Origin of the sequence: Maricaulis sp. (assembly GCF_039978735.1) — a bacterium.
Lineage (GTDB): Bacteria > Pseudomonadota > Alphaproteobacteria > Caulobacterales > Maricaulaceae > Maricaulis.
Map to the genome: position 1 here is coordinate 151166 of NZ_JBDWAS010000043.1, position 24969 is coordinate 176134.

Here is a 24969-nt window from a genome sequence, read left to right on the forward strand (position 1 = left end):
TGAGCTGACGTGACTGACCCAGCCCCGTGATCCGGGCCTTGTATGTCCCCTCCTGCGCCTGACCGTCCGATCTCCGAAAGCGGACAAAGTCTTCCCTTAAGTCGGGTTCGATACTCCGGAGGCGTCCCCCTCGCCACTAGTGCCCACCCTGCAGCGTCAACGGAGCAAGAGGAGTGTGGCCAAGACGGCGAGGGCCGTGAGCACCAGTATCCGGACAGTCACGTCTCGGGTCACCGAATAGTGCTGCAGCAGCGCTTCAAGGTCTGCCGGAATCGGCATGGGCTTGATGGCGGAGACGTCGGCCCCACCTGTATTGCCCTTGGGGACCCAGCCGAAGACATAGCCCGGTATGACGGCGACGAGCCTCACGATCTGTCCGCGAATCTCCCGCCGGTCGGCCCGCCGGAGGCCGAGTTTCAGCATCCACCAGTGCGTGGCCCAATGAGTGAGGAAATATCGCTGGCCGAGGATGTGCGCCCGCTCAAGATGGCGAAACGCCTCGGCGTCGTCGCGGGCCGCGCAGGCGGCCCGCGCCAGGCTCATTTCCGCCCTCCAGGCGGCCTTGAGGGTTCGCTTCATGGCCGCGCCTCCGCTTCTTTGTCGGCTGGCGTGTGCCGTGGTGGCCGGAGCCCCGAAAGAGCCAGCGAGGTGCCGTGCACCAGCCGGTAGAGGGCCGGCAGAACGACAAGCGTCAAAAGTGTCGAGGACAGGATGCCGCCGATCACCACGGTCGCCAGCGGACGCTGGACCTCGCTGCCGGTGCCTACATTGAAGGCCATCGGCACGAAGCCAAGGCTTGCCACCAGCGCCGTCATCAGCACCGGACGCAGGCGCTGCAGCGCTCCGTCGCGTATGGCGTCAACAAGGCTTGCGCCGCGATCCCTCAGCGCCTTGATGAAGGTGACCATGACAACCCCGTTCAGCACCGCCACGCCGGACAGCGCGATGAAGCCGACACCCGCGGAGATCGACAGGGGCATATCGCGAAGCGCCAGGGCCGCGACACCGCCGGTGAGCGCCAGCGGCACGCCGGTAAAGACGATTGCGGAATCCCGGACGGTACCGAACAGCATCATCAAAAGACCGAAGATCAGTGCCAAGGCGACGGGCACGACGACGGTCAGACGCTGGCTGGCCGAGATCAGCTGCTCGAACGTGCCTCCGTAATCGATCCAGTAGCCGGCGGGGATGTCCACCCGTTCGTCAACCGCCGCCCGTACATCTGCAACGAACGACCCCAGGTCGCGGTCACGAACGTTCGCGGTGACGACGACGCGCCGCTTGCCATTCTCGCGGCTGATCTGGTTGGGGCCGGTGACGATATCCACGCGTGCTACCTCGCTGAGTGGAACGAACAGCAGACCTTCCGGATCGGCCCGACCGCCGTCCAGCGGGACCGGAAGGCGTTCGATGGCGCGAATGTCCTCCCGCACCGCATCGGGAAAGCGCACGACGATGTCGAACCGCCGGTCGCCCTCGTAGAACTGACCGGCTCTCCTGCCGCCGATGGCGGCGCCGACGACGTCCTGGACATCCGAAACGCTCAACCCGTAACGCGCCACGGCCTGCCGGTCCGGCGTGATAGACAGGATCGGCAGGCCGGTGATCTGTTCGGTCCGCACATCCTGCGCGCCCTCGATGGACGCGACGACGGATTCGATGTCCTCGGCGGTCGCCAGGAGCTGATCGAGATCGTCGCCATAGACCTTGATGGCCAGATCGCTGCGGACGCCGGAAATCAGTTCGTTGAACCGCATCTCGATCGGTTGCGTGAACTCGTAATTGTTTCCGGGGACGCTCTGGGCCACCGCCTCGATCTCGGCGATGAGGCGGGATTTCGGCTTCCGGGAATCCGGCCACTCGCTGCGGGGCCTGAGGATCAGGAATGTGTCGGAGAGGCTGGGCGGCATCGGATCGGTGGCGATGTCCGGCGTACCGATACGCGAGAACACACGCTCGACTTCCGGTACCGTTCTGAGCCGGGCTTCGAGCTGCAGCTGCATTTCGATCGACTGGTTGAGGCCTGTGCCGGGAATCCGCATCGCATGCATCGCGATGTCGCCTTCGTCGAGGCTGGGAATAAATTCCGTACCCATGCGTGTGGCCCCCAGGCCCGCCATCACGACCAGGACGGCGCCCAGCATGGCCGGAATGAGCGGCCAGCGGAGCGAGGCGTCCAGAACGGGCCGATAGAGCCAGCTTGCACCGCGCACCACGCGGCTTTCCTTCTCGTCGATTTTGCCGGTGACGAATGTCGCCACGGCGGCCGGAACGAAGGTCAGGGACAGGATGAGCGCCGAAGTGAGGGCCAGCACGACCGTGAAGGCCATCGGGTGGAACATTTTTCCTTCCACACCGGTGAGGGCGAAGATCGGCAGATAGACCACCGTGATAATGACCACGCCGAAAATTGAGGGTTTGATCACTTCCGATGCGGCCGAGGCGGTGAGATCGAAACGCTCCTCCCGGCTGAGGAGCCGCCCCAGTTCGCGCTGAGCAATCGAAAATCGTCGCAGACAATTCTCGACGATGATCACCGCCCCGTCGACGATCAGTCCGAAATCGAGCGCGCCCAGGCTCATGAGATTGCCCGATACGCGGTTCTCGACCATGCCCGTCACCGTCATCAGCATGGAGAGCGGAATAACCAGCGCCGTCAGGATCGCCGCCCGGACATTGCCGAGCAGCAGGAAGAGCACAACGATTACGAGAAGGGCACCTTCGGCAAGGTTCTTCTCGACAGTCGCGATGGTCCGCTCGACCAGGGTGGTGCGATTGTAGACCGTCTCCAGAACGACGCCATCGGGCAGACTCGGGCGGATTTGGTCGATCCGTTCGTCGACAGCGTGAGCCACGGCACGGCTGTTTTCGCCGATCAACATGAAGGCGATGCCCAGAACGACCTCCTCGCCATTCTGCGTCGCCGCGCCGGTGCGAAGCTCTTCGCCGGGACCCACGCGCGCAATGTCGCCCAGCCGGATCTGCGTTTCGCCGGTATCGCGGACCACGATAGTCCGCAGTGCATCCAGGCTTTCCGCCTGGCCCGGCACGCGCACCAGGTTCTGCGCGCCATGGCGTTCGATGTAGCCGGCGCCGACATTCTCGTTGTTGCGCTCTACGGCTTCGACGATGTCGCGCAGGGAAATGCCGAACCCGGCGAGCTGCGCGGGGTCGGGGACGATGTGGATTTCCTTGGTGAACCCACCGAATGTATTGACCTCGGTCACACCGTCCACCGTGCGCAGCTGCGGCAGGACCACCCAGTCGTTCAGGGTGCGCAGGTCCATCGGCGTCCACGGCTCGCCGTCATCCCGGACAGCGCCCGGTTCCGCGGCGATCGTATAGAGGTATATCTCGCCCAGCCCCGTTGCGATGGGACCCAACTGCGGGGTGATACCCGGCGGCAGGGTGTCCGCGATCGATTGCAGCCGTTCCGAAATCAGCTGGCGGGCGCGGTAAAGATCGCTCCCGTCCTCGAACACGACGGTGACCTGGCTGAGACCGTAGCGCGAGATCGATCGCGTATAGTCGAGCCCGGGCAGACCGGAAATTGCAGTCTCGATGGGAAAGGTCAGACGCTGCTCGGCTTCAAGTGGCGAATAGCCAGGCGCTTCGGTGTTGATCTGGACCTGGACATTGGTGATGTCCGGTACGGCGTCGATCGGCAGCCTGGTGAAATTCCAGACACCGATGCCGGCGATGACCGCCGTCAGCACCAGGACGACCCAGCGGTAGCGGATGGACAGGCGGATGAGGTTTTCCAGCATGGCGCGGTCCTAGTGATTGTGTCCCGCACCGGCCTTTTCGATATCGGCCAGGATGAGGAAGGAATTCTCGACGACATAGGTCTCGCCGGGTTCGAGACCGGACAGGACTTCGGCGAAGACCCCGTCGCGACGTCCCAGTTCGAGCAGGCGCGCTTCGTAGACAGCTCCCTCCTGCACGAATACGGCCTGCCCGTTGCGATAGCGCTGGATGCCGCTTTCGCGCACGGCGAGCGGGACGTCGTATTCCGCCGTCGCCACGCGCGCCTCAACGCGCATTCCAGGCCTGAAACCGCTGCCCTCGGGCAGTTCCACACGCGCGATCAGCGACTGTGTCGCTGTTTCCGAAAGCGGCAGGAAGGCAGTAATCCGGCCATCGGCTTCTATGTCGCCGCCCGCCAGGCGGACGGTGACGGACTGGCCGGCCTCGATCCGGGCGGCATCGCGCGGGAAGACGTGCAGTTCGGCCTGGAGCGCATTCAGGTCTGCCAGGCGGTAGAGCGGCCGATCGTTTGCGACATCGCCAGGATTGGAGAACCGCTCGAGCACAGTCCCCGAAATCGGGGCCGGCACGCGATAGGCCTGCAGACTGCTCGCGTTCTCGACGACGGCCAGCGTATCGCCGGCCTCGACGGTGTCGCCTACGGTGGCCGTCGCCTCAAGCACGCGTCCCGGATAAACCGCCCTCACATCGGCCCGTGCCGACGGCTTGAGCCGGACGATGCCGAATAGTGCAGCGGTTTCGCGCATGACGGCGGGCCCGGCCGGCTCCGCTACCACCCCCAAAGCCAGCGCGACATCGGGAGCAATGCGCGTACGGCCTTCCTCATGTTCGTCGTCATGCTCGTCGTCTTGACCGTCTTCGCCATGGCCCGCCTCGTCGCCATGACCGTGGTCGTCGTCCTCATGAGCCTGCGCCCGCAATGTCGTCCCGCTATCGCCGCAGGCCGGCAGAGCCGCGCTGCAAGCCATCGCGAGCAGGACGGCAAGGAGTTTACGTTCGTGCATCATCGCTGGGACTCCGGGAGAGGCCGGGACCGTGACTCGATGCCCAGACGGGCGAGCGAGGCCTGGGCCTGGAAATAGGTTTCGAGAAGATCGATGCGGCGGGCATGGAGGTCGAACAGCGTGCGCCGCGCCTCAATGACGTCGAGATAGGTGAAGGCGCCGCGCTCATAGCCGTCGGTGGCAAGGTCGAGCGCGTCTCGGGCGTCGGCAATGGCGCTGGTTTCGAGCCGGCGCCAGGCCTGTCGCGCCGTCTCGGCTCTTTGGCGCAGGAAACGACGCTGCCGTTCGGCGCCCTGCACCAGGGCGTCGGCTTCGGCGGTGATCCGCGCCTGTTGTGCCCGGTCGCGGGCGACGCGGGCGCTGGACCGCGGCGGGGTGCCCAGGGGGATCGAGACGCTGCCGACCAGCGCGACATCGTCGTCGAGCCCGAAACTGCGTACGCCCATTCCCCAGGTTACGTCAGGCACGGCCTCGGCCTGCGACAGGCGCATGCGGGCCCGGTTTTCCGTCTGCTGCGCTTCGTAGCGGGCCAGCTCGGGCGGCTGAACCGCGCCAGCTGACGCGCCTGTTTCAGGTGCACGGGGGTGGAAGGAACAGGTGTCGAAATTCCCGCTGTCCTCGTTCCAAAACGCCGCAATGGCGGCGCTGAGTGTGTCGCGCTGCATCTCCAGCGTGACGATATCGCTCTCGGCAAGCGACACCTCGGTCGCCGCGCGCCGCGCAGCCAGCTCCGGATCCCGCGCCGCCGCAACCCGGCGCGTGACGAGAGCCTGGACGTCGCGCGCGACCGCCAGCCGCTCCTGCGCAAGTTCCAGGCGGGTCCGGGTGCTCCACAGCGACACGAACAGGGTCTCGATTTCGTAAGCGATGTCGGCCTCGACCACAGCCATGTCCGCCTGCGCGACCCCAACGCCGGCATCGGCCAGGGCCTCGCGTGCTTCGCGCTTGCCGCCACGTTCCCAGACGCGGGTATAGCGGCCGGTGATGTCGAGGTTCTCGATATCGCTACCCAGGCCGAAGCCCGGATAATTCTCGGTGGACAGCTCGAAACGGTCCTGCGGGCGAAAGCCGGCGATCGCGCGCTCCGCCCGGGCCGCATCGATCGCCGCGCGTATCGCATCGGGCCGCAGGTCGGCGGTTCGGGCCAGCGTGACGGCCTGATCGAGGCCGATGCCGCCGGGCGAGCAGGTCTGAGCCGCCGCAGGCATGGCCACGAGCAGCCCGCCCAGCGCGGCGAGCGCACCCATAGATTTGATTTTCATGTCTCGATTGTCCTCATCTCATTCCGAACGGGAGCCGTCGCGCTGCGACAGCCCGGGTTTCGAAATCAGATGCGGGGCGGGCGAAAATGGCCGCAATCGGTCCGGGTCGGTCCCGCGATGACTTCCAGCCTGGGACGATCCTGCGGCTCAGCGGCGATTGTCAGCGCGGTGTCGTGGGACGATGCCAGGAGACAAAGATGGCAGCCTCCGCACTGGACCGCCGCGGAGTGGTGCCCCGCCGACGGCTCGGCCGGTGCTTCGCCGTCAAACTGCCCACGGTCCGCGAGCGCGCAGATATCCCGCTCAGTGCCGCATCCATCGCCTTGTTCAGCCAGCGCACTCACAGGCACAGCCATGACAATCATCGTCATGAAAATGGCGATGACGGCCCTGGCCCGACTGAAGAGTCCGCGTCCTGTCATGCGCATACCAACGTCCCCCCGGGAGCGTTCGACCAAGCTACCGCTCGTCTCTAACACCTAAAGTCGCTAGAGGGTCAAGCCCGGTTATGGTTTTCATCAATCGAGAGCCAGCCCGAGCGCGGGTTCGGCTACCCGGGTATTCCGACACAAGGGAATTCCAATGTCCGCTGCTGCGCCAAAGCGGCAGTGCGCCGTCAAGCTGGGCCCGTAACGAGTTATCATTGAAATTTGTCAGAAATTCGCATATATTTCTGACAGGAGATTGAGATGACACGGCTTGCTGAGCAGATTCTTGCCTATGCGAAAGGCCTACCCGAAGGCACACCGATCACGGCGAAAGGCCTGCTCCACCTCGGCAACCGGGCCGCGGTGGACCAGGCCTTGTCACGTTTGGCTGAGCGGGGCCACCTCGTCCGGGCTGGTCGGGGTGTCTATCTGCACCCGGTAGAGAGCCGTTTCGGGACTCGCTCGCCGTCGGTCGAGCAAGCGATCCACGCATTCGCCACGCAGCGCGGCGAAGTGATCGTGCCGACGGGGGCGGCTGCTGCGAACATGCTGGGCCTGACGACACAGGTGCCCGTGCGGTCGGTCTATCTGACATCGGGCCGCAGTCGAAAGATGACGATCGGTAAGCAGAACGTTGAGCTGCATCATGCGCCACACTGGCAGTTGTCGATGGCCGACCGGCCGGCGGGACGGGCTGTTCGGGCGCTGGCTTGGCTTGGGCCGGAAAAGGCCGAGGCGGCGTTGAAGGCCCTGAAGCGCAAGCTGCCGCCAACGGCTTTTGGCGAACTCGTTGCCGCTGCCCCGCAATATCCGACCTGGCTGGCGCAAAGCGTGGGCAAGGTCGCCTATGGCTGATCCATTTCTTGCCCTCACAGCCGAGGACCGGCGCGATGCTTTGGGCGTGGCGGCGGATCGATCCGGACGGCCTGCCCATCTGCTTGAGAAGGATGTCTGGGTCGTCTGGGCCCTCGCCACGCTGTTCGGTTCTAAGTTGGGCGAGCACCTCGTTTTCAAGGGTGGAACCTCGCTGTCGAAGGTCTATGGGGCGATCCGACGCTTTTCCGAAGATGTGGATCTGACCTACGATATTCGGGCTATCGCGCCGGATCTGGTCGATGCGCAGGGCGAGCCCTTGCCGAAAGCCCGGAGCGAGGAGAGGCGATGGTCGAAGGCCGTGCGCCAGCGTCTGCCGGCCTGGATTGCAGACACGGTGCAACCCCTGATCGCCGACGCGCTCACGCGTGAAAGCTTGCCGGCGACACTGCGCCTCGACGGCGACAAGCTGTTCATTGACTATGACGCGACGGCCAGCGGGTCAGGCTATGTGGCGCCGAGCGTGATGCTCGAATTCGGGGGCCGCTCCACGGGCGAACCCGCCAGCGTGCGGGATGTGGTCTGCAATGCGGCCGATCATGTGGACGGAGTAGCCTTCCCGACAGCACGGCCCCGCGTGATGCATGCCGAGCGCACGTTTTGGGAAAAGGCGACGGCGATCCATGTCTATTGCCGGCAGGCGCGGCTTCGCGGCGACCGGTTTGCCCGTCACTGGCACGACCTCGTCCGGCTGGACGCGGCCGGTATCGTCGCGGCGGCCATCGCCGATCCGGCGCTCGCTCAAGCTGTCGCCCAGCACAAGACCATGTTCTTCGCTGAGAAGGCGGCGGACGGTGTCGCGATCAACTATGCGGCGGCGGTGGGCGGCGATCTTCAACTTGTCCCGACCGGAGAGGCACGCGCCGTTCTGGAGGATGACTATCGACGCATGGTGGAGGATGGCTTGTTGCACGACGATGCGGAACCCTTCGCCGTGCTCATGGCGCGATGCGCCGAGATTGCCGATCGAGTAAATCAGGCGGCACATTCTAGAGGATAGACCCGGCGTCTGGCAAAGGGCCGTGCAATGCTGCCGTCAGGCGGTTTTCGGCTCCACGTCCTGCAGGACCTCTTTCGTCAGCGTTTTCCCCTTTGCCAGCCGCCGGCCGAGTGTTTCCACAAACCCCTCATAGCGCTCGCGGCCCTTGGCCCGGGCGGCGTCGCGCATCGTCTCCGGCAGGGGCGAGGTCGTGGTCAGCCAGAACTGAATGAAGAGCGCCAGCGCTTCGGCGGTGATGGTCTGATCGCGCTCGAGCCGTTCGATGGCACGGGTCAGCCGATCGAGGCGCCGGACAAAAGCGGCCTCGCGCTGATCGGCGCCATCGGGTGAGAGATAAGCAGCCAAAGCCGCCTCGACGATGCGGGATTTCGACACGTTGCGGCGCGCCGCCAGCGCATCGAGTTCGGTCGTCAATGCACCGTCGAAATAGACATTCAGCCGGTCCTTCTTCATTGGGCGCCTCTTTTTTAAAGCTCGATACCGTCGTCGGGATCCAGGGCGGCCTGCCGCGCGACGGTCTTGGATTGCCGCTGCATCTGACGGGCGCGCAGCGACTCGTCGTCCGAGTCCGCGTCCAGATCCGCAAACTCCGTGCGCGCCGGTGTGGGCGGTTCGGGCGTCACCGCCTCGTGATCGGGAAGGTCCGGTTCGCGGCGCACGCCGCCCTCGCTGTCCTCATCGACCGTCTGCGTTGGCGGCTCCGGCTTCGGAGCCGAGACCGGCGGACGGCCACTCCAGTCGTCGGCTGGCGATGAGGGCGTCTCTCTCATAGTCTGCGTCTGCCGCGGCGGTGCCAGAATGCGCCCGGCCAGCTGCCGGTCCTCATAATAGCGGACCTTCTTGGCCCGGATGGGTGGCGTGCCCGAGACCAGCACGATCGCGTCGTCCGGCGGGAGTTGCATGATCTCGCCGGGAGTGAGGAGGGCGCGGGCCGTCTCCTGGCGCGAGACCATGAGATGCCCCAGCCAAGGCGAGAGCCGGTGACCGGCATAATTCTTCATCGCCCGCATCTCGGTGGCCGTGCCCAGGGCGTCCGAGACGCGCTTGGCCGTGCGCTCGTCATTGGTCGCGAAGGCAATGCGGACATGGCAGTTGTCGAGAATGGCGTTGTTGGGCCCGTAGGCCTTTTCGATCTGGTTGAGCGATTGCGCGATCAGGAAGGCTTTGAGCCCATAGCCGGCCATGAAGGCCAGCTGGCTTTCGAAAAAATCGAGTCGGCCGAGGGCGGGAAACTCGTCGAGCATGAGGAGGAGACGATGTCGCCGGTTCGCATCGCCGAGTGTCTCGGTGAGACGGCGGCCGATCTGGTTGAGGATGAGGCGGAGGAGCGGTTTGGTGCGGGCGATATCCGAGGGCGGCACGATCAAATAGAGCGTGACCGGCCTGTTGCCGGTGACGAGATCGTCGATGCGCCAGTCGCATTGCCGGGTGACCCGGGCGACGATGGGATCGCGATAAAGACCCAGAAAGCTCATCGCGGTCGAGAGCACGCCCGAGCGTTCGTTCTCGGACTTGTTGAGCAGTTCGCGCGCCGCCTGGGCAACGACCGGATGCGGGCGATCGCCCAGGTGCGGCGTCGTCATCATCGCCGCCAGTGTTGCGGCAATCGGCCGGTTCGGATCGGACAGGAAGCCGGCCACGCCGGCGAGCGTCTTGTCCGCTTCCGCATAGAGCACGTGCAAAATCGCGCCGACGAGGAGGGCGTGGCTGGTCTTTTCCCAATGATTGCGGTGTTCGAGCCGGCCATCCGGATCGACCAGGAGGTCGGCAATGTTCTGAACATCGCGCACCTCAGTATCACCGCGGCGCACTTCGAGCAGGGGATTATAGGCGGCGCTCGTCGGATCGGTTGGATCGAAGCGCAGGACGCGTGAATGCTGCGCCCGCCAGCCGGCTGTGAGATCCCAGTTTTCGCCCTTGATGTCGTGGACGATGGCCGAGTCCGGCCAGGTCAGAAGACTGGGCACGACCAGGCCGACGCCCTTGCCCGACCGTGTGGGCGCAAAACACAGCACATGTTCAGGCCCATCATGGCGCAGATAGCGGGTCTCGACCCGGCCCAGCACGACCCCGTCGGGGCCGAGCAGACCGGACGCGGCGAGATCGCGTCGATTGGCCCAGCGCGCCGATCCGTAGGTGATGACATCGTGTGCTTCGCGAGCCCGCAGCGTCGACAGAAAAATGGCCACGGCGATCGCGGCGATCCCGCCGCTGGCGGCGATGATAGCGCCCTCGACGAAAACTCGCGGCGCATAGGCTTCATAGCCATACCACCAGATGAAGACCCTCCAGGGCGTATAGACCGGCCAACCGAAGAGTTCGGTGAGGGGTTGGCCGAGCTGGGGTTGATATCCCAGCTGCCAGGCCACCCATTGTGTCGCCGCCCAGACGAACAACACGGCGACACTGCAGACCAACAAGATCTGCCCCCAGAGGATGGTGGTAATCGGCGACGGGCGCGGTGGGGTTGGCATAGTACAGTCTCTGCGAAATGGGGTTTAGCGGCTGGGTCCGCGCGTGCGGCCAAAAGTCCAATCGACCCGGCCACCGGGGATGAGCGTCCCGGTCACGCTCTGGCCGAGATGCTTGTCCAGCGGCGGGGTCCAGGGCACGAGGTAAAACCCCAGCCCGTCATCGATCATGGCGAACCGGCCCGAGGCGAGATCGAGGCGCCGGCGATAGGTGCCGGCGAGAGGCTCGCCTGGCTCCGGTGTGCGGGACGTCAGGCCGGTCTCGGCCGCCAGGCGCCGCGCCGTGGCGTCGAGCTCGCGTTGGCGCAGCGTGGTCAGGAGATCGCGCGCGAAGGTGACCCGATTGCCGCGGCGCGTGGCGAGGCCCTCGGCGATCAGATGCTCGGCCCGGCGATCCAACGCTGCGCGCACCTCGGCGCCAAATCCGCCCGTGCTGAGCGGCGCGCGAGCCGGCGCGAGGGCGAGCCGGTCGAGCCAGGTGGCGCCGGTCGCACCGATCTGGGCCTCCAAACTGAGATCGGACCGCCCGGCGAGGGTGAGGCGCGTCCGCCCGCCGGTCTTGGGTTGCCATGTGCGGGTTTCGACGATGCCGCCCTGCGGTGTGTCGCCGGTCGCATCGATTTGGGCGAAACGCAGATGATGGACCCGGCCATCGACCCCATCGATCACGGCATAGGCTTGCCCCGAGAGCTCGTCGTGCAGCCCGCGCTCGACCAGGCGGCCGAGCACGGGGTCGGCGGGAATATCCTCGATGGCAAAATCCGCTTGGGCGCGTTCGGGTTCGCCGGCGAGCGCGCGATGCATCGTCTTGATGATGTCGTGACGCGTGCCCATGGCGCGCAGCGTTGTTTCCAGACCGGGTTTCAAGCGCCAGACGGCCGGGGCGAGTTGTTCGGCGAGCCCCAAGCGTTCAAGCGTCTGCGCGCGGCCGATCATCAGGCGGTGCAGTGACGGATCTCCCGATTCGGCCGCCTTCAAGGCCGGAGCGTTCGGCCGCAGATCCACCGCGCCGGCGCCGTCATCGCAAAGAACCCGCAGGGCTCGATCCAGGCCGGTCCAGCGTTCCGCGCTCACCTCGGCCTCAAGGCCGGTGGCGATTTCACGGCTTGTGCGCGGGCCGAGTTCGAGCGCGACAAGATGTTCGGCCCGGACCCGCAGCCCGTGGCTGATATAATCGCGGGCGATCACCAAATCGGACCCGTCCTCGGCCCGGCCGCGCACGAGGATATGGATGTGTGGATTGTCGGTGTTCCAATGGTCGGCGGCGATCCAGTCGAGCCGCGTGCCCAGATCGCGCTCGGCCTGGCGCATCAGGTCGCGGGTGAAGCCGCGCAGATCTTGCATCCGGTCGGCGTCTTCCGGTGAGACCGTGAAGCGGAAATGATGCCGGTCCGTCTCGCAGGCGGTGGCAAAGGCATGGTCGTCGGCCCTGTCGGTGTCCGGGCCGAACATCGTCGCCTCGCGCCCGTCCCGAGTGACGCCCTCGCGTTTGAGATAGACGATATGCTTGGCCAGCGGCGCGGACCGGAAGCGCGCGCCGCGATGGCGCACCACGCGGGCTTTCACGATCACGCGCCGTCGGGACCGCGTGAGTCCGCGCACCGCGCCGGCAAACCGGCCGCGCCCGAAAGACGATCCGCCACCGCGTCCGCCCGCCCTTCCAAACCGGTAGCCGGTATGGCCGGCCTGGCGCGCCGCCCGCAGCACCTGCCCGACGAAACTCTTGGGCTTGCGCACCGAGCCCCGATCGCGAATGCGGCCCGGCCGGATGTGGAATTTCTCCTCGCGCTCGCTCATCGGCCGGCCTCACGGTTTTCGTGCGCGGCACGGTGAAAACGTCGCGAAGTCAAGCGCGTAACCAGGAGTGTGGCACGCCGACCGACCGCGCGGCGTGCAAAATCTTCAACACCAACAACACCATAGCGCACCGTAGTGCCGCGCCTTTTATCTTGCCCTCCCGTTGTTGTGGGCTCCGCTCCCGGTCGGTTCCTGGCCAGGGCCCCGCCGCCGTGCGACGGACGACGACGTTGTGCGATGGCGGCGATCATGGCGTGTCCGCCCTGTTGGCTGGCACGAACAGGTGTTCGGACGGTGCGGGCTCGGTCACTCGATCGACATCGGATGCATGTCCGGCTTGCGGCGGCCACAGCCTTGTCGTCGTGTCGGATGCATCACCGGTCCGGTTGTCATGCGACACAGCGAAGAGGCGCGCGCGGCGCCAATCGCGGACCGCCGGGATGTCGGGCGCAGGCGAATCCGCTGCCATGTCGATCCCGAGCCGCTGCGCGAGGGCGGCGAGATATCGGCGCGTCTCGCGCGGCAGCGGCCGTCCGGTGTCGCGATGGTCGCGATAGCGATCGGGTCCGGCATTGTAGGCGGCAAAGGCGCCGGGCACGCCGAAGCGATCATAGAGTTCGCGCAGATAGGCCGTGCCGGCGAATACATTCTCGCGCGGATCGAAAGGATCGTGTCCGAGGCCGTAGCGGGCCCGAAGGTCGCGCCAGGTGGCGGGCATGATCTGCAGCAGCCCCCTCGCGCCTTTGACACTAATGGCAGCCGCGTCACCGTCGCTTTCGACCGCGATTACGGCGTCGATCCAGCGCGCTGGAATGTCGAAGCGCTGCGCGGCTTCGACGATATGGCGCTCAAATGGTGTCTCCACGACTGACGGGCCCGATGCGTACGGCTGAACAGCCATGGCTGCCGACGTCGAGTCCAGCGCGAACACGCTGGACAGCAGTGACGCTGCAACGGGGCGCCAGGCGGGAACGACGCGGATGCGCGCGATGAGATCGAACCGGGTCACCACATCCCCCGTCAGCGCTCATGTGAGGGCAAACGGGGAGCCTCGTCGCGGCCGAACCCGTGCCAATCATAATGGCCGTCCGCATCGTCATCGGTGTAGATCGCGCGCACCCGGCCAAGGACGGCGCGCGCCGGCACCGGCCCGAAATACCGCCCGTCGAGACTGTCGGGATGATCGCGATTGAGCAGGAAGAGCATGCCGTCGGCGAGCCGCCGGCAGCCCGCCCAGCGGGGCAGGACGCGACCCCTCCGGTCACGCGCCTGGGCCCGCGCGACGGCCTTACCGTCGATCGACACAATGGCGCCGTGGCGACAGACACGCTGGCCGGGCCCGGCGGCGATACGTTTGATCAGCGGGACGCCGCGCGGCAGGTATCCGCGGCGCTCGAGCCAGGCGGCCAGTGGGCCGGGCGGCGCGACGGCGACCCACTCGCCGACCGCCAGATCGTCGCGCGATCCCACGGTATAAAGACCCACCGGCGCACTCGCCGAGGTATTCCAGATCAGTGTCGGGGTAGGGCGAAGGATGGGCAGGCCGCCCAGTGCGATCGCTGCGACCGCCGCCGCCAGGAGGTAGCTGAACCGGATCATGGCGCATCTCCAGGGCGTGGGCGGAGCGCCTTTGACCCCCGATCCGCGCCAGGCGGTGGGAGCGGCCGGCGCAGACACCAGGCCCGGTGTTGCGCGCGCGTATAGCGGCGCGGCGTCATGCCGACGCTCAGCCGGTTGTGGACATGATGCCAATAATCCGGCGCGGCCTCGGCCGGATCGAGGCCCAGCGCTTCGATCGCATCGATCCGCTGCAGCACCTGCTCAACTTTCGGCCAGCCCGAGAGATGCAGAAGAAGTTCACCGCCGGGTGTGACATGCGGCAGCGTCGAATAGGCCGCGCCTGCGCTGCACGTGCGCACGATGTCGATCCGGCTGAGCGCGGTGCCATAGGCATTGGCTGTCCAGCGCACGAGCGCGAACACCGCATCCGGATCGAAGGCCACGATGCGCCGGGTGCGGCTGACGATCGTCGCCTCGACGATCGCGCCGAACCGGATCCAGCGTTCTTGCCGGCCGTCGATCCAGATGAGATCCACCTGCGTGCGCATGGCGTTCAGCGGGGCTTGTGCGTATAGGCGGGCGAGATGGCGGCGTGCCGCTTGGCCGGAAGGACCGTGTCGCCGGTGAGGTCGGAGGTGGAATGTTTTTCGCCGCGGCTGACCCAGGCCTGCAGATCGTCCAGCGCGTAGACGACCCTTCCGCCGATCTTAGAATAGCGCGGGCCGGTGCCGTAGGTGCGGTGCTTTTCCAGCGTACGGCCGGACAGGCCGAGAAAGCGGGCGGCTTCGGGGGTTCTTAAATAGCGCGGCGGCAGGCCGGCATTGGGATCGGGCATGGTCAGGTCTCCGGTCGTTATGGGCCGCCGCGACCTGCGGCGGACCGAGGTCGACGAGGAAAGCGGCAAAGCCCGGCCGGGAGGGATGACGATGTTGGGACGACGAGACCGTCACTCCTGCGGCGGCGGCGCGAATGCGGCCCGACATCGGCGCTGGCATCGATACGTGGCAATAGCGCACACGACGGCGAGGGGGGATCAGCGGGATTTGCCCTTGAGCAGCGTGCGATAGCCCTGCGCGATCATCTTGCGTCCATATGCGGCCAGCCGGGCCATCTGCGCTTTGAGCGAACTCGTTTTCCAGGCCTCCTGGGCGACGCGATGCGCGCCGAAGACATGGGTCGCGATGGTGCGATAGCTCGCACCATCGCCTTGCGCATCGATTGTGCGCAGGGCGCGTTTGAGGCGCGCGCGGCGCTGCGGTGAGAGCGGAGGCGCTGCGTCCTCGCTGCCGGTCAGGCGACGATACAGTCGATCGGCGGCGGCAAGCCGGATGGCCCACTTGTCGTCGAGCGGCAACACCAGGCCGACCGGTTCGGTCTGTGTGGGATCGATCGGACCAACTAGCACTGTGCCGTCGCGCAGACGAACCCAGGACAGACCGTTGGCATCGGTGTGGTGTGCGACGATGCGCTCGGTCAGCGGGAGCGACGGCAGGCCGATATCGGGGAGGGGCGCGATGAGATGAACGGCCGCCGGCGCAGCGGCGGGTAGCCAGAAAACCGGCGCCTCGGGCGCCTCAAGCGCAGGATCGACCGCGAAATCGAAGCCCCCAATCGGCGGGTGTGCCGATACCCTCCTTCAGCAAGGGATAGGCCTCGCGATAGCGGTCGTTCCGCCTAAGACACTCCCAGGCGAAACCCGCAAGACTCAGCGTGTCGAAATGTTCGTAGGCGTCGTCGTCGCGCCAGTCCTTCGCCATGGCGAAGCCTCCGGGGCAGGGCTCAAACACAACATGACGTCCCACGCGCCGGATCATTCCCGGCGAGCGTGTGTCTGTACAGCGCAGCCACATGCATCGCTTGATGCGCGCCGTGCATCACGAAGTGAGTGGAGATTCTGGGCGAGGCGCGGTCTTGAGGAGCTCGCGATAGCCGTGTTCGGTCATCCAGCGCGCACGATTGAGGTGGCGTTTATGCACTTGGCGCGCGCGGTCCGGCTCGGCCTTGGCGTCGATACCGAGCAGAACCGGCGCGATCTCCTCCAGCGCGGCACCCGCTTTTTCCGCGTCGAGCAGGCGCGCATAGAGCTTTGCCTGATGGCGGTCGTAGTCGGTCACCGCATCGCCATTGGGCGGGATGTCGAGGATGGGTGCTTCGCTGGATGCGGACATGAAAGATCCTGATGCGGAGACCGTGACCATTGATGACTCTGAAACCCTGACCGCTGCAAGGGATATCCCCGTTGCAGCGCGCGCTTCTGTTTCCGCGTATTATAATACGTCGCATTAAAATGCGCGATCCGCATTTTTCTGGCGGATGGATATCCGCGACGTTTTTGGCCGCAATCTCAAACGCTATCGGTCGCAGGCGGGCCTGAGTCAGGATGTCCTCGCCGCGAAGATGGGCGTCGACCGCGCTCATGTCAGTGCGATGGAGCGCGGCCAACAGAATGTCACGATCATCACGCTTTGGCATGCTGCGCTGGCGCTGGAGGTGAAACCGGCCGCGTTGCTGGAGGATGGTGACGAGCAGTGAGCATGCCGACTTGGATTGCCCCTCATGTCGGCACAGCGTCTTCGGGAAATCCGGTTTTGAGCAGATCGCGATAGCCGTGCTGGACCATCCAGCGGGCGCGATTGAGATGGCGCCTATGCACGTGGCGTGCCCGGTCCGGCTCAATCTTGGCGTCGATGCCCAGCAGGATCGGTGAGATTTCTTCGAGCGGTGCACCGGCCTGTTCTGCGTCGAGCAGGCGTATGTAGAGCGCCAGATGATCGCGGTCGTAGGCGGTGATGGCATCCCCGTCCGGCGGTTTGTCATCGACGGACAAGTCGTTTCTGGTAGCCATGAGATATCCCGCGGCAACGGTTCGGATGCGGATTGTAGAGTATACTCCGTGGTAAGATACTCTGCAAACGCGGCCTCTCCTCGTCATGACGATACGAGAGGTTCTTGCCGCCAATCTGAGACGGTACCGGCAGTCTGCGGGGCTTTCTCAAGAAGAGCTGGCGCATCGCGCGGGCATCGACCGCACCTATGTCAGCGCGCTGGAGCGCTGCCAGTATGCGGCCAGTATCGATGTCGTCGACGGTCTGGCGCGGGCGTTGGCCGTGCAGGCCTACATGCTGGTCAAGGACGACGGGAAGGGCGATGGCGCCGAGTAAGACCCACGCCGTCAACCGGCAGCCGGTTCAGACAGCGCAACAACGTCATGAGAAACGACAATCAGATATCATGCCCCGGTCATGGCGACGACGGGGCGTCGATAGCCGACGCTTCGACTAAGATGACCCGTTTAAGCGTTTGCGACTCAGCTCCACATCGACGCAAACGGGACCGCAGTGAGCCGATCCCCAAAACTAAGCACCTCGTCACCGGCGTAGATGACGATGCCTTGGAACGGGAAATCTCCGGCGAGATTGTCGCGGAACCAGGCCAGATGTTTGAAGTCCTCAGCCCGAACGGTCGCCGAAGCCTTTACCTCTACGCCCAAGCGGGCGCCATCCTCAACCCGCTCAACCAGGAAGTCGATCTCTCTCTTCTCCCAATCGCGATAGTGATAGAGCAGGTAATCACTCGTCGTGTCGATCTGTGCGGAGAGCTCACCGAACACCAATGTTTCAGCCAGTTTCCCCGAACGGTCAGCATCCAGCTTCATTTGTGCGGGACGCCAGTCGAGTATCGATCCCATTAGACCGCTGTCGGTCATGAAGACCTTCGGATGCTTGGCGACACGGGCATAGTCGTTTTTGGTCCAGGCCGGTACGCGCTCCAAAAGATAGAGCGCTTCCAGCGCGTTGAGATAGGACTCGACGGTGGGACGTTTGATGGCCAAGCTGGATGTGATGCCGGCAACATCGAGCAGCTTCGAAGACCACGCCGCCGTCACTTGGACGAGTTTGTGCATCGCATCGGCACGTCGGATGTGCAGAATGTCTTTGAGATCGCGGTCAAGCAGAGTGCTGACATAATCTCGGTGCCATTGCCGCCGTTCGGTGAACGCAGACGACAGCACTTCAGGGTAACCGCCGCGAAGGCCGATCTCCAGAAGGGCGTCTCGGTCGACTTTGCTCGTCGGACGGCCAATGCCGGCATTCAGGGCCCGTTTCAAAAAATCTGGCTTGGCCCCGGAGATTTCCGCCTGAGACAGAGGGCGCAGGCGGACCTTTGCGATGCGGCCGGCCAATGATTCCTGGACACTCGGAAGTGCGTTCAGATTGGCGGATCCGGTGAGAAGGTATTGTCCGGGGCGGGTATCTTCGTCCACCACCATTTTTATCGAGGAGAGAAGTTCCGGTTCTCTTTGCACCTCATCGATTATCAAGGTGTCGGCGTCGTGTTTGACGAAGCTAACCGGATCAGCCGAAGCGGCATCGCGCTGCGTTTTATTGTCTAGCGTGCGATATTCGAATTGAGCGCCATTGAGCGATCTGGCGAGCGTTGTTTTTCCGCATTGGCGTGGCCCGGATAGCATCACGACTCGCCTTTGGCGGAGCATTTCCTCAATTCGGTCTTTTTGCCAACGCTCGATATATGAACACATAAATTTGCTTCGGAGTTACAATTTCCATTTTGGACGCGAAATTCGCATTCCGGGAAATTGTAACTAATTTACCCGGGAAATAGCAAATGCCCTTTTCGGGGAATTCTAATTTTAGATGTCGGGAAAATGTAAGTTAGAGCATCGGGAAAATCCTATTAGCGTTAAAGAGGGCGCGAACCGGGAAATTGGTCCTCAAAAGCACAAACCCGAATTTGTTCCGTTCGCGCGTGAGAAGAGAGACCGAAAATTTAGGCGCTCATTGCTGCAAGCGGGCGACAAAGACGGAGCCTCGAAACGTCGGGAACATGCCCCGCCCGACGGATCGAGCGGGGCATCGAGGGCATGTCAGTCGCCATTGCGGCGGCTGGGGCGCGACCAGATCAGGCTGTAGCTGGTCTCGTCGTCGCCCGTTGCATCGTCGAAAAGGTTGGCGTAGATCGGTGCGACGAAGCTCGGATCGTCGAGCTTGAGGCTGAGATAATCGCGGCCCTCGTTCGAGCGCTTCGACCAGGCGGCGCCAATCTCGGCGCGGCCGACGAAGACGCGGTGGCTCGGGGCATTCTCGCCGGACGAACCGGTCTCGGGAACGATGCGAACGCTCTTCGCCTGAACGCTCAAGGTGACAATTTCACCGACGAACTCGTTGCCGGATTTCTTGAAGGTACCGATGGTGGCCATGTCAGTTCTCCTTTGGCTCTCGAGCCCGCGCCCGTCGCGGCCTCGATGGCGATCGACCCGGCCGGGACGGCCGCCGGCGCAGCCCCTTGGGCCCGTAGCGGCAGCGGAGGAGGGCGCGCTCGGGCTTTCTTGTGTTTCGCGAGGAATGGGCTTCGCCCAGGGGAAGAAAGCGCGCGCGCGCCATTGCGCTAAAGGCGGCCGAGGCGTCCGCCGGTCCCGGCCAGATCCGGCCATGAGAGGCCGCAACGGACGCGGATATCGAACAGGAAGACACCAGACGGCCACCGATCCGACCCGGCAAGGTCCCGGCCGTGTGTGTCGTGCAAGGACAGGACGGCGCGCGCGGATCGGCGGGAATGCCCGGCACCGTCATCCCGGGCGCGGCTGTTGCCGAGGATGGCCGCCACTCGTCACGGGGTCTGCATGACGGCGCGGCTACGGGATCGATGTCCGAGGTCGCCGCGCTCAGCGGGGTGCCGGTTCGTGGGGCAGCCTTAGCAATCGGTGACGGGAGGCGATCCGCACCCAGGCGGTCCCACCGATGACGAGCGCACCGGCACTGGCAAGGATCGCCGTCCAGATCTCGCTGGACCCGCCCAAGGCGAAGACGCCTTTGACCATGTGGAAGCCGGCAAGACCGGCCGGCAGGGCGTAGAGCATGGCGAGCGACACGCGCAACAGCCTCGACCGGAGTGTGGCGATGGCGGTCTGGCCGAGCCGCCATATTATTGCCCCGCCGAGGACGGCGCAGGCCCCCGCGCCGAGGGGCCCCGCGCCGCGATCGAGCGCGATGTGTCCGGCGGTGACCGCAATGAAGACGGGAAACGCGTAGACGGCGAGATTGAAGAGCCATCGGCAAACGAGGCCCAGGCCGAGCAGGCCGAAGAGGGTGGGTAGCATTACGGGCGATCTCCTATTGAGGGTGAACGCGCCTCCACCGCCGCCACGGCGCTATCAAAATATAGCAAACACGATCCCACCCCGGAAGGTCCGGGGCGAGATCGCGCGATGTCGACATTGCATCGCCGCTCAGGTGGATGCGCGGGGTCCGCCCCGAAAATCGAAGAGCGGCACGCCCATCTGTCGGGCCTTGTCGGCGAGATTGTCGGTGATACCGGAACCGGCAAAGACGATGAGGCCGATCGGCCCGGTGTCGAGCAATTGGTCATTGCGCTTGAAGGGGGCTGCCTTGCCATGCCGGGTCCAGTCCGGCTTGAAGACGATCTGGGGGCATCCGCGATCTTCGGCCCAGCAGGCGGCGATCCGGTCCGCGCCGCGCGGGGCGCCCCCGTGCAGCAAGACCATGTCGGCATGTTTGGCGTGAACGCGATCGAGAGCCGTCCAGATGGCATGATGATCGGTGCAGTCCAGACCGCCGGCAAATGCGATCCGCGGACCGGACGGAAGCAGGGGTTCGATCTCGGCCTTTCGCTTGGCCTGGAGAAAATCGCGGCTGTCGATCAGTGCCGCCGTGAGGGCGCGCCGGTGGGTGTGTGAGCCGGCGCGCGGCCGCCAGGCCTGCCCGGTCTGCGTTTCAAAGAGGTCTGCGGCCAGATCGCGCATGTCTTCATAGCTGTCGCGCCGTGCGATGAGGGTACGGCCCGCATCGATCAGGGTTTCCAATTCGACCGAGCGGATTTCCGACCCGTCCTGCGCCCGCTGGGACTGGCGTTGCGCCTGTTCGTTGGCGTCCAGTTCGCGGTCGAGACGCACGGTCTGCCGGTGAAAGAGATTGACCGTCGACCAGAGCAGAGCGTCCAGATCCGGTTCGAGCCCGGTATCGGTGACCAGGGTGACAAGACTGTCGAACATGTCGCCGAGCGCGCCCTTGAGCGCTTCGGTCTCGGGCAGGGGGCGGGGATCGGCCTCGTCGGCGGTGTGGCGATGGCCATAGAGTCGCAAGGCCTCAAGGGCGTGTGCGGTCGGGGTGTCGGTCGTGTCGACTGTCATGATGATCTCTCCTGGATGATGCGCGCCGCGCCGGTCGCGGCCTGTCCGGGCGGATCCCAAGCGGGGGCCGTCCGGGCCGGCATGGCCACAGCCGCCGCAGCGTGAGCGAAGGACGGCGACGGCGCCGCCGGAGCCGTTGCCGGACCGGAGGGGCGCCGCTCTTTGCCGCCCCTCTTGGACAGGCCGACGGCGCGGTGTCATGCAAAGAGACGGCGTGTGACGAGGTCGAGGAGCGGACCGACCGGTCAGAGCGAAGAGGATGTGAGCCCCTGCCGGATATCGTCGGGCGCGAGTTGCGGCCGCAGATGGCGGCGAAGACGCGCCACGCCGTGGGCCTGAAGATCGTCGTTGAAATCCGGCTTGTGCGGCCAGAGCCGGATCGTCTCGATGCCGTCCCGTTCCGCCTGCGCCGCGAGATGACCGGCCGCTGCGATGCCGGCCTTATCGGCATCGACAGCGATATAGAGGCGTTTGAGGCCAGCGGGCAGGATCAGGGCGGCGAGATGCGGGGCGGAGAGGGCGGCGACGGCCGGCAGATGGGGCAAGGCTTTGCGCAGCGAGAGCACGGTTTCCAGCCCTTCGCCGGCGACCACCCGGTCCACCACCCGACCGAAGTGTACGCCGTGACCGCGCCAGGCCCCCATCGCCTTGCGCGGATTGTCGAGCGGGGCCTTGCCCGCTGTTGCCGGATCGAGCCAGGTCCGGTGCAGACCGGTGATGTGGCCCTCGATATCGGTGATCTGGGCGAGTAGGGCCGGCCAGGCCTCCGGGCGGGCGGTCTTTGGCCGGCCGTCGCGCCGATAATAGCAATGCGAATGAAAGCGCAGGGCCGGTAGTGGCCCCAGGTCCGACAAGTGGCGGCCGGCGAGATAGCGGTCGGCGAGCGTGCCGGCGATCGGTTGACCCCCGGCCCAAAGCCGCCGGGCGGCCGCGATCGATCCGGTGCGCGTCGGGGCGGTGCGCCCCGGCGTCGTCCACGCCGGAGCGGGATGCGGCTGGTTGAGAAAGCGGCGGGCCTCGTCGAGCGTGTCGCCGAGCGACGTCAGCCCCAGTTGCGCGGCGATAAGATCGAGAAGATCGCCATGATCGCCCGTGGCGGCATCGGTCCATTTGCCGGCCGCGCCGGGACCGTGCGATGGACCGGTCAGGCGCACGAACAGGCTGTGCCCGGGAGCATTTTGGACATTGCCGACGATCCAGTAGCGGCCCTGCTTGCGGCCCTTCGACAGATAGTGCCGGCAGATCGCTTCGGCGTGTCGTGAAAGCTGCCGGGCCATCTTCGATGCCGTGCTGGTCATAGGGGGCCCCCCGGATGGTGTGGGCGAAAAAGGGGGGAGCCCGCCACAGCGGGCGGGCTCCAGGGGAGGGACGGGAGCGTGAGGCGGCTCCCGGTCACGAGGCCGCAAGGGCAGGGGCGGCGTCGATGACAGGTTCATCATCTCCGATCGGGTCGGGATCGCCCATGGCCGTTTCGCCGCCGTCGGCGGCCGATTGCGCTTCGCCATCCTCGACGGCGGCCATCGGCGGCTCGGGTGGGCGCAGAGGCTCGGGCAGCCAACCGGTGCCGTCGAGCAATTGCGCGGCGCGTTCGGCCATCTCCGTCTTCTTGAGATGGTCGATCGTCTGGGCGTCCGCGTCGCCCTTGGCCTCGCGCACGGCTTCCAGGATGCGGGCCTTGGTGACCCTGCCGAGATAGGTATCGACCGTCGCCCGCCAGCCGGCCTCCACCATGTCGAGACTGACGGCGCGCGCCAGCCGATCGGCGTCATGGATGCGCTGCCGGACACCCTGCGCGGTGGGCCCGGCGCCGTAGGGGTTGGTCTTCTCGTAGAGCGCGTTGACGCCGAAAGAGACGCAATGGGCCAGCAGCGCCATGCGGCTTGCCTCGTCAAGCTTGTCGATCCAGTCCCACAGCGTGTCGTCTTCGGCTGGCAGATCGGCCGTCCAGGCATCGTGTCGCTCTGCGATCGCCTTGGCCGAGGAGCTGTCCTTCAGGTCGTCGGCCTGGACGGGGAAGAAGACGTGCCGCACAGACGCCTCCAGGCATCCCGGCGACGCGGCATGCCGGAAGGTCCCGCGCACGAGCGTGTGCAAGAGCGCGGTCAGGGCGACATGGGGATGGATCGCGACCGCATCGCGTAGCGCCAGCGTGCGATGGGCTGTCAGTTCGGCCACCAGCCGGTCGGGCAGGGGCTTGATCGCATCGTCCTCGTCGTCCTGAGACCGGGACTCGCCGTCAGCGCCAATGACGGTGGGCTGGGCGGCGCTATCAGGCTCGCTTTCCGTCTCACCGTCAGGGTCGCCGTTCGTGTCGTCGTCGCCCTCCGGCGCCTCGTCCTCCGGGCGCACATAGCCGCGATCGACCGAGAGACGGCCATCATGACGGATGCTGATGAAGGTGCCGGCCCGCGCGATCTCGGCCGGATCGTAACACATCGGCCGTTCCTCGAAGGCCTCCAGCGCCGTCTCGATTTCGCCGAACCGCGCGTCCACGGCGTCGGGCAGGTCGTCGGCTTCCGCATAGTCCGCTTCCAGACGATCGTACTCCTCGCGCAGCGCCTCGCATGTGGTGCGTTCCTCGTCGGTGAGATCGACGGGCGTCCCGGTCAGGGCGCGCAGGCCGTGGGTGTGGCCGTAAGGGAAGTCGATCGCTACCTCGATCCACGTCCAGCCTTCCAGGGCGACGCTTTCGGCCTCCGCTTTGAGCTTGTCGGTGACAAGACGGTCCAGGAGCGGCACGTCCTCGATCCAGCCGCCATCATCGTCCTGGAAGAGATCGCGCACGACCGTCCCGCCGGCCTCTTCATAGGCTGCGACGGTGACGAACCGCACGCGCCGATCGGAGGCATGCACCGTGTTCTGCGTCAGCATGCGGCGGATCTGGTAGGGCTCCTTGGACCAGCTGTGCTGGATCGCCTCCCAGACCTGTTCCTGGCGAGCGTGGTCGTTGGAGACGGTGAAGGCCATGAGCTGTTCCAGCGTCATGCCGTCCTCGGCATAGACCGCGAGCAATGTCTCCGACACGGCGACGAGCCTCAGGCGTTGTTTGACGACATTGACCGAGACGAAGAAGCGCGCGGCGATCTCCTCCTCGCTGAGCCCCGTCTCGCGCAGGGCGAGGAAGGCGCGGAACTGGTCGAGCGGGTGCAGGGCCATGCGCTGAACATTCTCTACGAGCGAATCCTCCTCGGCCGGAATGTCGGTGCCCGCCTCGCGCACGACGCAGGGCACCGGCGCGGTCTTGGCGAGCCGCTTCTTCCTGGCGAGCAGTTCGAGCGCCCGATAGCGGCGCCCGCCGGCCGGGATCTCGAACAGGCCGGTCTCATTGCCCTCGGCGTCGAGCATCGGCCGGACATTGAGGCTCTGCAGGAGACCGCGCCGGGCGATGTCCTCGGCCAGCTCCTCGACCGAGACGCCGGCCTTGATACGGCGGACGTTCGCCTGGGACAGCACGAGCTTGTTGAAGGGGATGTCGCGCGAGGGCGACAGAGTGATTTTCTTGGCTGCATTTGCCATGATGAGGTTCTCCGTGACGGGCGCCGAGAGCCTCTCTCTCGGCATCCAACCCGTCACAGAGAAGGGCGCAGCCCTCTCACTCTGCGCGCTCCGGCGGGACGTGCCGACCCGACAGGCGGGGC

Annotated in this window: 25 protein-coding genes; 4 read left to right on the forward strand and 21 right to left on the reverse strand. The window is 65.6% G+C overall.

All coding sequences use genetic code 11. The features are described 5' to 3' along the window. Window positions 1–156 precede the first annotated feature (156 nt). From ABJO18_RS12095 to ABJO18_RS12110, 4 genes are read right to left on the reverse strand one after another with little or no spacing between them, the layout of a single operon-like run. Window positions 157–579, reverse strand: coding sequence for a DUF3703 domain-containing protein (locus ABJO18_RS12095; RefSeq protein ID WP_348515941.1), 423 nt, complete (start codon window positions 577–579; stop codon window positions 157–159). Further along, the gene (locus tag ABJO18_RS12100) at window positions 576–3767 is read right to left on the reverse strand and encodes a CusA/CzcA family heavy metal efflux RND transporter (RefSeq protein WP_348515942.1); all 3192 of its coding nucleotides are present in this window, start codon (window positions 3765–3767) and stop codon (window positions 576–578) included. Before ABJO18_RS12100 ends, ABJO18_RS12095 begins: the two co-directional genes overlap by 4 nt. Before the next feature lie 9 nt (window positions 3768–3776). Then, window positions 3777–4775 (reverse strand): HlyD family efflux transporter periplasmic adaptor subunit, encoded by a 999-nt coding sequence (locus tag ABJO18_RS12105; protein WP_348515943.1) that lies wholly within the window; start codon window positions 4773–4775, stop codon window positions 3777–3779. Further along, the gene (locus ABJO18_RS12110) at window positions 4772–6034 is read right to left on the reverse strand and encodes a TolC family protein (protein WP_348515944.1); all 1263 of its coding nucleotides are present in this window, start codon (window positions 6032–6034) and stop codon (window positions 4772–4774) included. Before ABJO18_RS12110 ends, ABJO18_RS12105 begins: the two co-directional genes overlap by 4 nt. Window positions 6035–6723: 689 nt before the next feature. Here ABJO18_RS12110 and ABJO18_RS12115 point away from each other — a divergent pair. Both ABJO18_RS12115 and ABJO18_RS12120 read left to right on the forward strand, forming a co-directional pair. Further along, window positions 6724–7317 (forward strand): DUF6088 family protein, encoded by a 594-nt coding sequence (locus ABJO18_RS12115; RefSeq protein WP_348515945.1) that lies wholly within the window; start codon window positions 6724–6726, stop codon window positions 7315–7317. After that, entirely contained in the window at window positions 7310–8335 is a 1026-nt protein-coding gene (locus ABJO18_RS12120) for a nucleotidyl transferase AbiEii/AbiGii toxin family protein (RefSeq protein ID WP_348515946.1), read from the forward strand. The genes ABJO18_RS12115 and ABJO18_RS12120 overlap by 8 nt, the downstream gene beginning before the upstream one ends. Before the next feature lie 36 nt (window positions 8336–8371). Here the strand turns inward: ABJO18_RS12120 and ABJO18_RS12125 are convergent, their stop codons facing one another. The 10 genes from ABJO18_RS12125 to ABJO18_RS12170 all read right to left on the reverse strand — a co-directional run bounded on the left by ABJO18_RS12125 (window position 8372) and on the right by ABJO18_RS12170 (window position 16331). Then, on the reverse strand, window positions 8372–8788 hold the full coding sequence (locus ABJO18_RS12125; RefSeq protein WP_348515947.1) for a ribbon-helix-helix protein, CopG family: 417 nt from the start codon (window positions 8786–8788) through the stop codon (window positions 8372–8374). Window positions 8789–8802: 14 nt separating this feature from the next. Beyond that, entirely contained in the window at window positions 8803–10809 is a 2007-nt protein-coding gene (locus ABJO18_RS12130; protein WP_348515948.1) for a conjugal transfer protein TraG, read from the reverse strand. 24 nt (window positions 10810–10833) lie between these two features. Further along, window positions 10834–12603: a DUF3363 domain-containing protein gene (locus tag ABJO18_RS12135; RefSeq protein ID WP_348515949.1), complete on the reverse strand. Its 1770-nt coding sequence runs from the start codon at window positions 12601–12603 to the stop codon at window positions 10834–10836. Between the two features lie 247 nt (window positions 12604–12850). Further along, the gene (locus tag ABJO18_RS12140; RefSeq protein ID WP_348515955.1) at window positions 12851–13504 is read right to left on the reverse strand and encodes a lytic transglycosylase domain-containing protein; all 654 of its coding nucleotides are present in this window, start codon (window positions 13502–13504) and stop codon (window positions 12851–12853) included. Between the two features lie 119 nt (window positions 13505–13623). Beyond that, window positions 13624–14202, reverse strand: a complete 579-nt coding sequence (locus tag ABJO18_RS12145; protein WP_348515950.1) for a S26 family signal peptidase — start codon at window positions 14200–14202, stop codon at window positions 13624–13626. Further along, window positions 14199–14711, reverse strand: a complete 513-nt coding sequence (locus ABJO18_RS12150; RefSeq protein WP_348515951.1) for a DUF2840 domain-containing protein — start codon at window positions 14709–14711, stop codon at window positions 14199–14201. The genes ABJO18_RS12145 and ABJO18_RS12150 overlap by 4 nt, the downstream gene beginning before the upstream one ends. A 5-nt stretch (window positions 14712–14716) precedes the next feature. Then, a complete protein-coding gene (locus ABJO18_RS12155) occupies window positions 14717–14998 on the reverse strand; it encodes a helix-turn-helix domain-containing protein (RefSeq protein ID WP_348509023.1) in 282 nt (93 codons plus the stop codon). Window positions 14999–15196: 198 nt separating this feature from the next. Then, entirely contained in the window at window positions 15197–15568 is a 372-nt protein-coding gene (locus ABJO18_RS12160; RefSeq protein ID WP_348509024.1) for a DUF2285 domain-containing protein, read from the reverse strand. Window positions 15569–15737: 169 nt separating this feature from the next. Further along, entirely contained in the window at window positions 15738–15920 is a 183-nt protein-coding gene (locus ABJO18_RS12165) for a DUF6499 domain-containing protein (protein WP_348509025.1), read from the reverse strand. Window positions 15921–16037: 117 nt separating this feature from the next. After that, window positions 16038–16331: a DUF2285 domain-containing protein gene (locus tag ABJO18_RS12170; protein ID WP_348509026.1), complete on the reverse strand. Its 294-nt coding sequence runs from the start codon at window positions 16329–16331 to the stop codon at window positions 16038–16040. Between the two features lie 145 nt (window positions 16332–16476). Here ABJO18_RS12170 and ABJO18_RS12175 point away from each other — a divergent pair, with 145 nt between their 5' ends. Beyond that, window positions 16477–16695 carry a helix-turn-helix transcriptional regulator gene (locus ABJO18_RS12175; RefSeq protein ID WP_348509027.1) on the forward strand — a complete coding sequence of 73 codons (219 nt, stop codon included), beginning with the start codon at window positions 16477–16479 and terminating at the stop codon, window positions 16693–16695. Window positions 16696–16717: 22 nt separating this feature from the next. Here the strand turns inward: ABJO18_RS12175 and ABJO18_RS12180 are convergent, their stop codons facing one another. Continuing rightward, complete coding sequence (locus ABJO18_RS12180) at window positions 16718–17008, reverse strand: DUF2285 domain-containing protein (RefSeq protein WP_348509028.1); 291 nt, start codon at window positions 17006–17008, stop codon at window positions 16718–16720. Between the two features lie 85 nt (window positions 17009–17093). Between ABJO18_RS12180 and ABJO18_RS12185 the strand changes: the two genes are divergently transcribed. Next, entirely contained in the window at window positions 17094–17324 is a 231-nt protein-coding gene (locus tag ABJO18_RS12185; RefSeq protein ID WP_348509029.1) for a helix-turn-helix transcriptional regulator, read from the forward strand. A gap of 146 nt (window positions 17325–17470) precedes the next feature. On the opposite strand, the gene ABJO18_RS12190 is transcribed toward ABJO18_RS12185, so the two are convergent. From ABJO18_RS12190 to ABJO18_RS12215, 6 genes are all read right to left on the reverse strand, one after another. Further along, the gene (locus tag ABJO18_RS12190) at window positions 17471–18703 is read right to left on the reverse strand and encodes an ATP-binding protein (RefSeq protein WP_348509030.1); all 1233 of its coding nucleotides are present in this window, start codon (window positions 18701–18703) and stop codon (window positions 17471–17473) included. Between the two features lie 345 nt (window positions 18704–19048). Then, complete coding sequence (locus ABJO18_RS12195) at window positions 19049–19381, reverse strand: DUF736 domain-containing protein (RefSeq protein WP_348509031.1); 333 nt, start codon at window positions 19379–19381, stop codon at window positions 19049–19051. A 465-nt stretch (window positions 19382–19846) separates the two neighbouring features. Beyond that, entirely contained in the window at window positions 19847–20281 is a 435-nt protein-coding gene (locus tag ABJO18_RS12200; protein WP_348509032.1) for a hypothetical protein, read from the reverse strand. 129 nt (window positions 20282–20410) lie between these two features. Further along, window positions 20411–21331, reverse strand: a complete 921-nt coding sequence (locus ABJO18_RS12205) for a DUF2493 domain-containing protein (RefSeq protein WP_348509033.1) — start codon at window positions 21329–21331, stop codon at window positions 20411–20413. A 245-nt stretch (window positions 21332–21576) separates the two neighbouring features. Beyond that, window positions 21577–22629, reverse strand: coding sequence for a toprim domain-containing protein (locus tag ABJO18_RS12210; protein ID WP_348509034.1), 1053 nt, complete (start codon window positions 22627–22629; stop codon window positions 21577–21579). A gap of 94 nt (window positions 22630–22723) precedes the next feature. Then, a complete protein-coding gene (locus ABJO18_RS12215; protein WP_348515952.1) occupies window positions 22724–24847 on the reverse strand; it encodes a ParB/RepB/Spo0J family partition protein in 2124 nt (707 codons plus the stop codon). Between the last annotated feature and the right edge of the window lie 122 nt (window positions 24848–24969).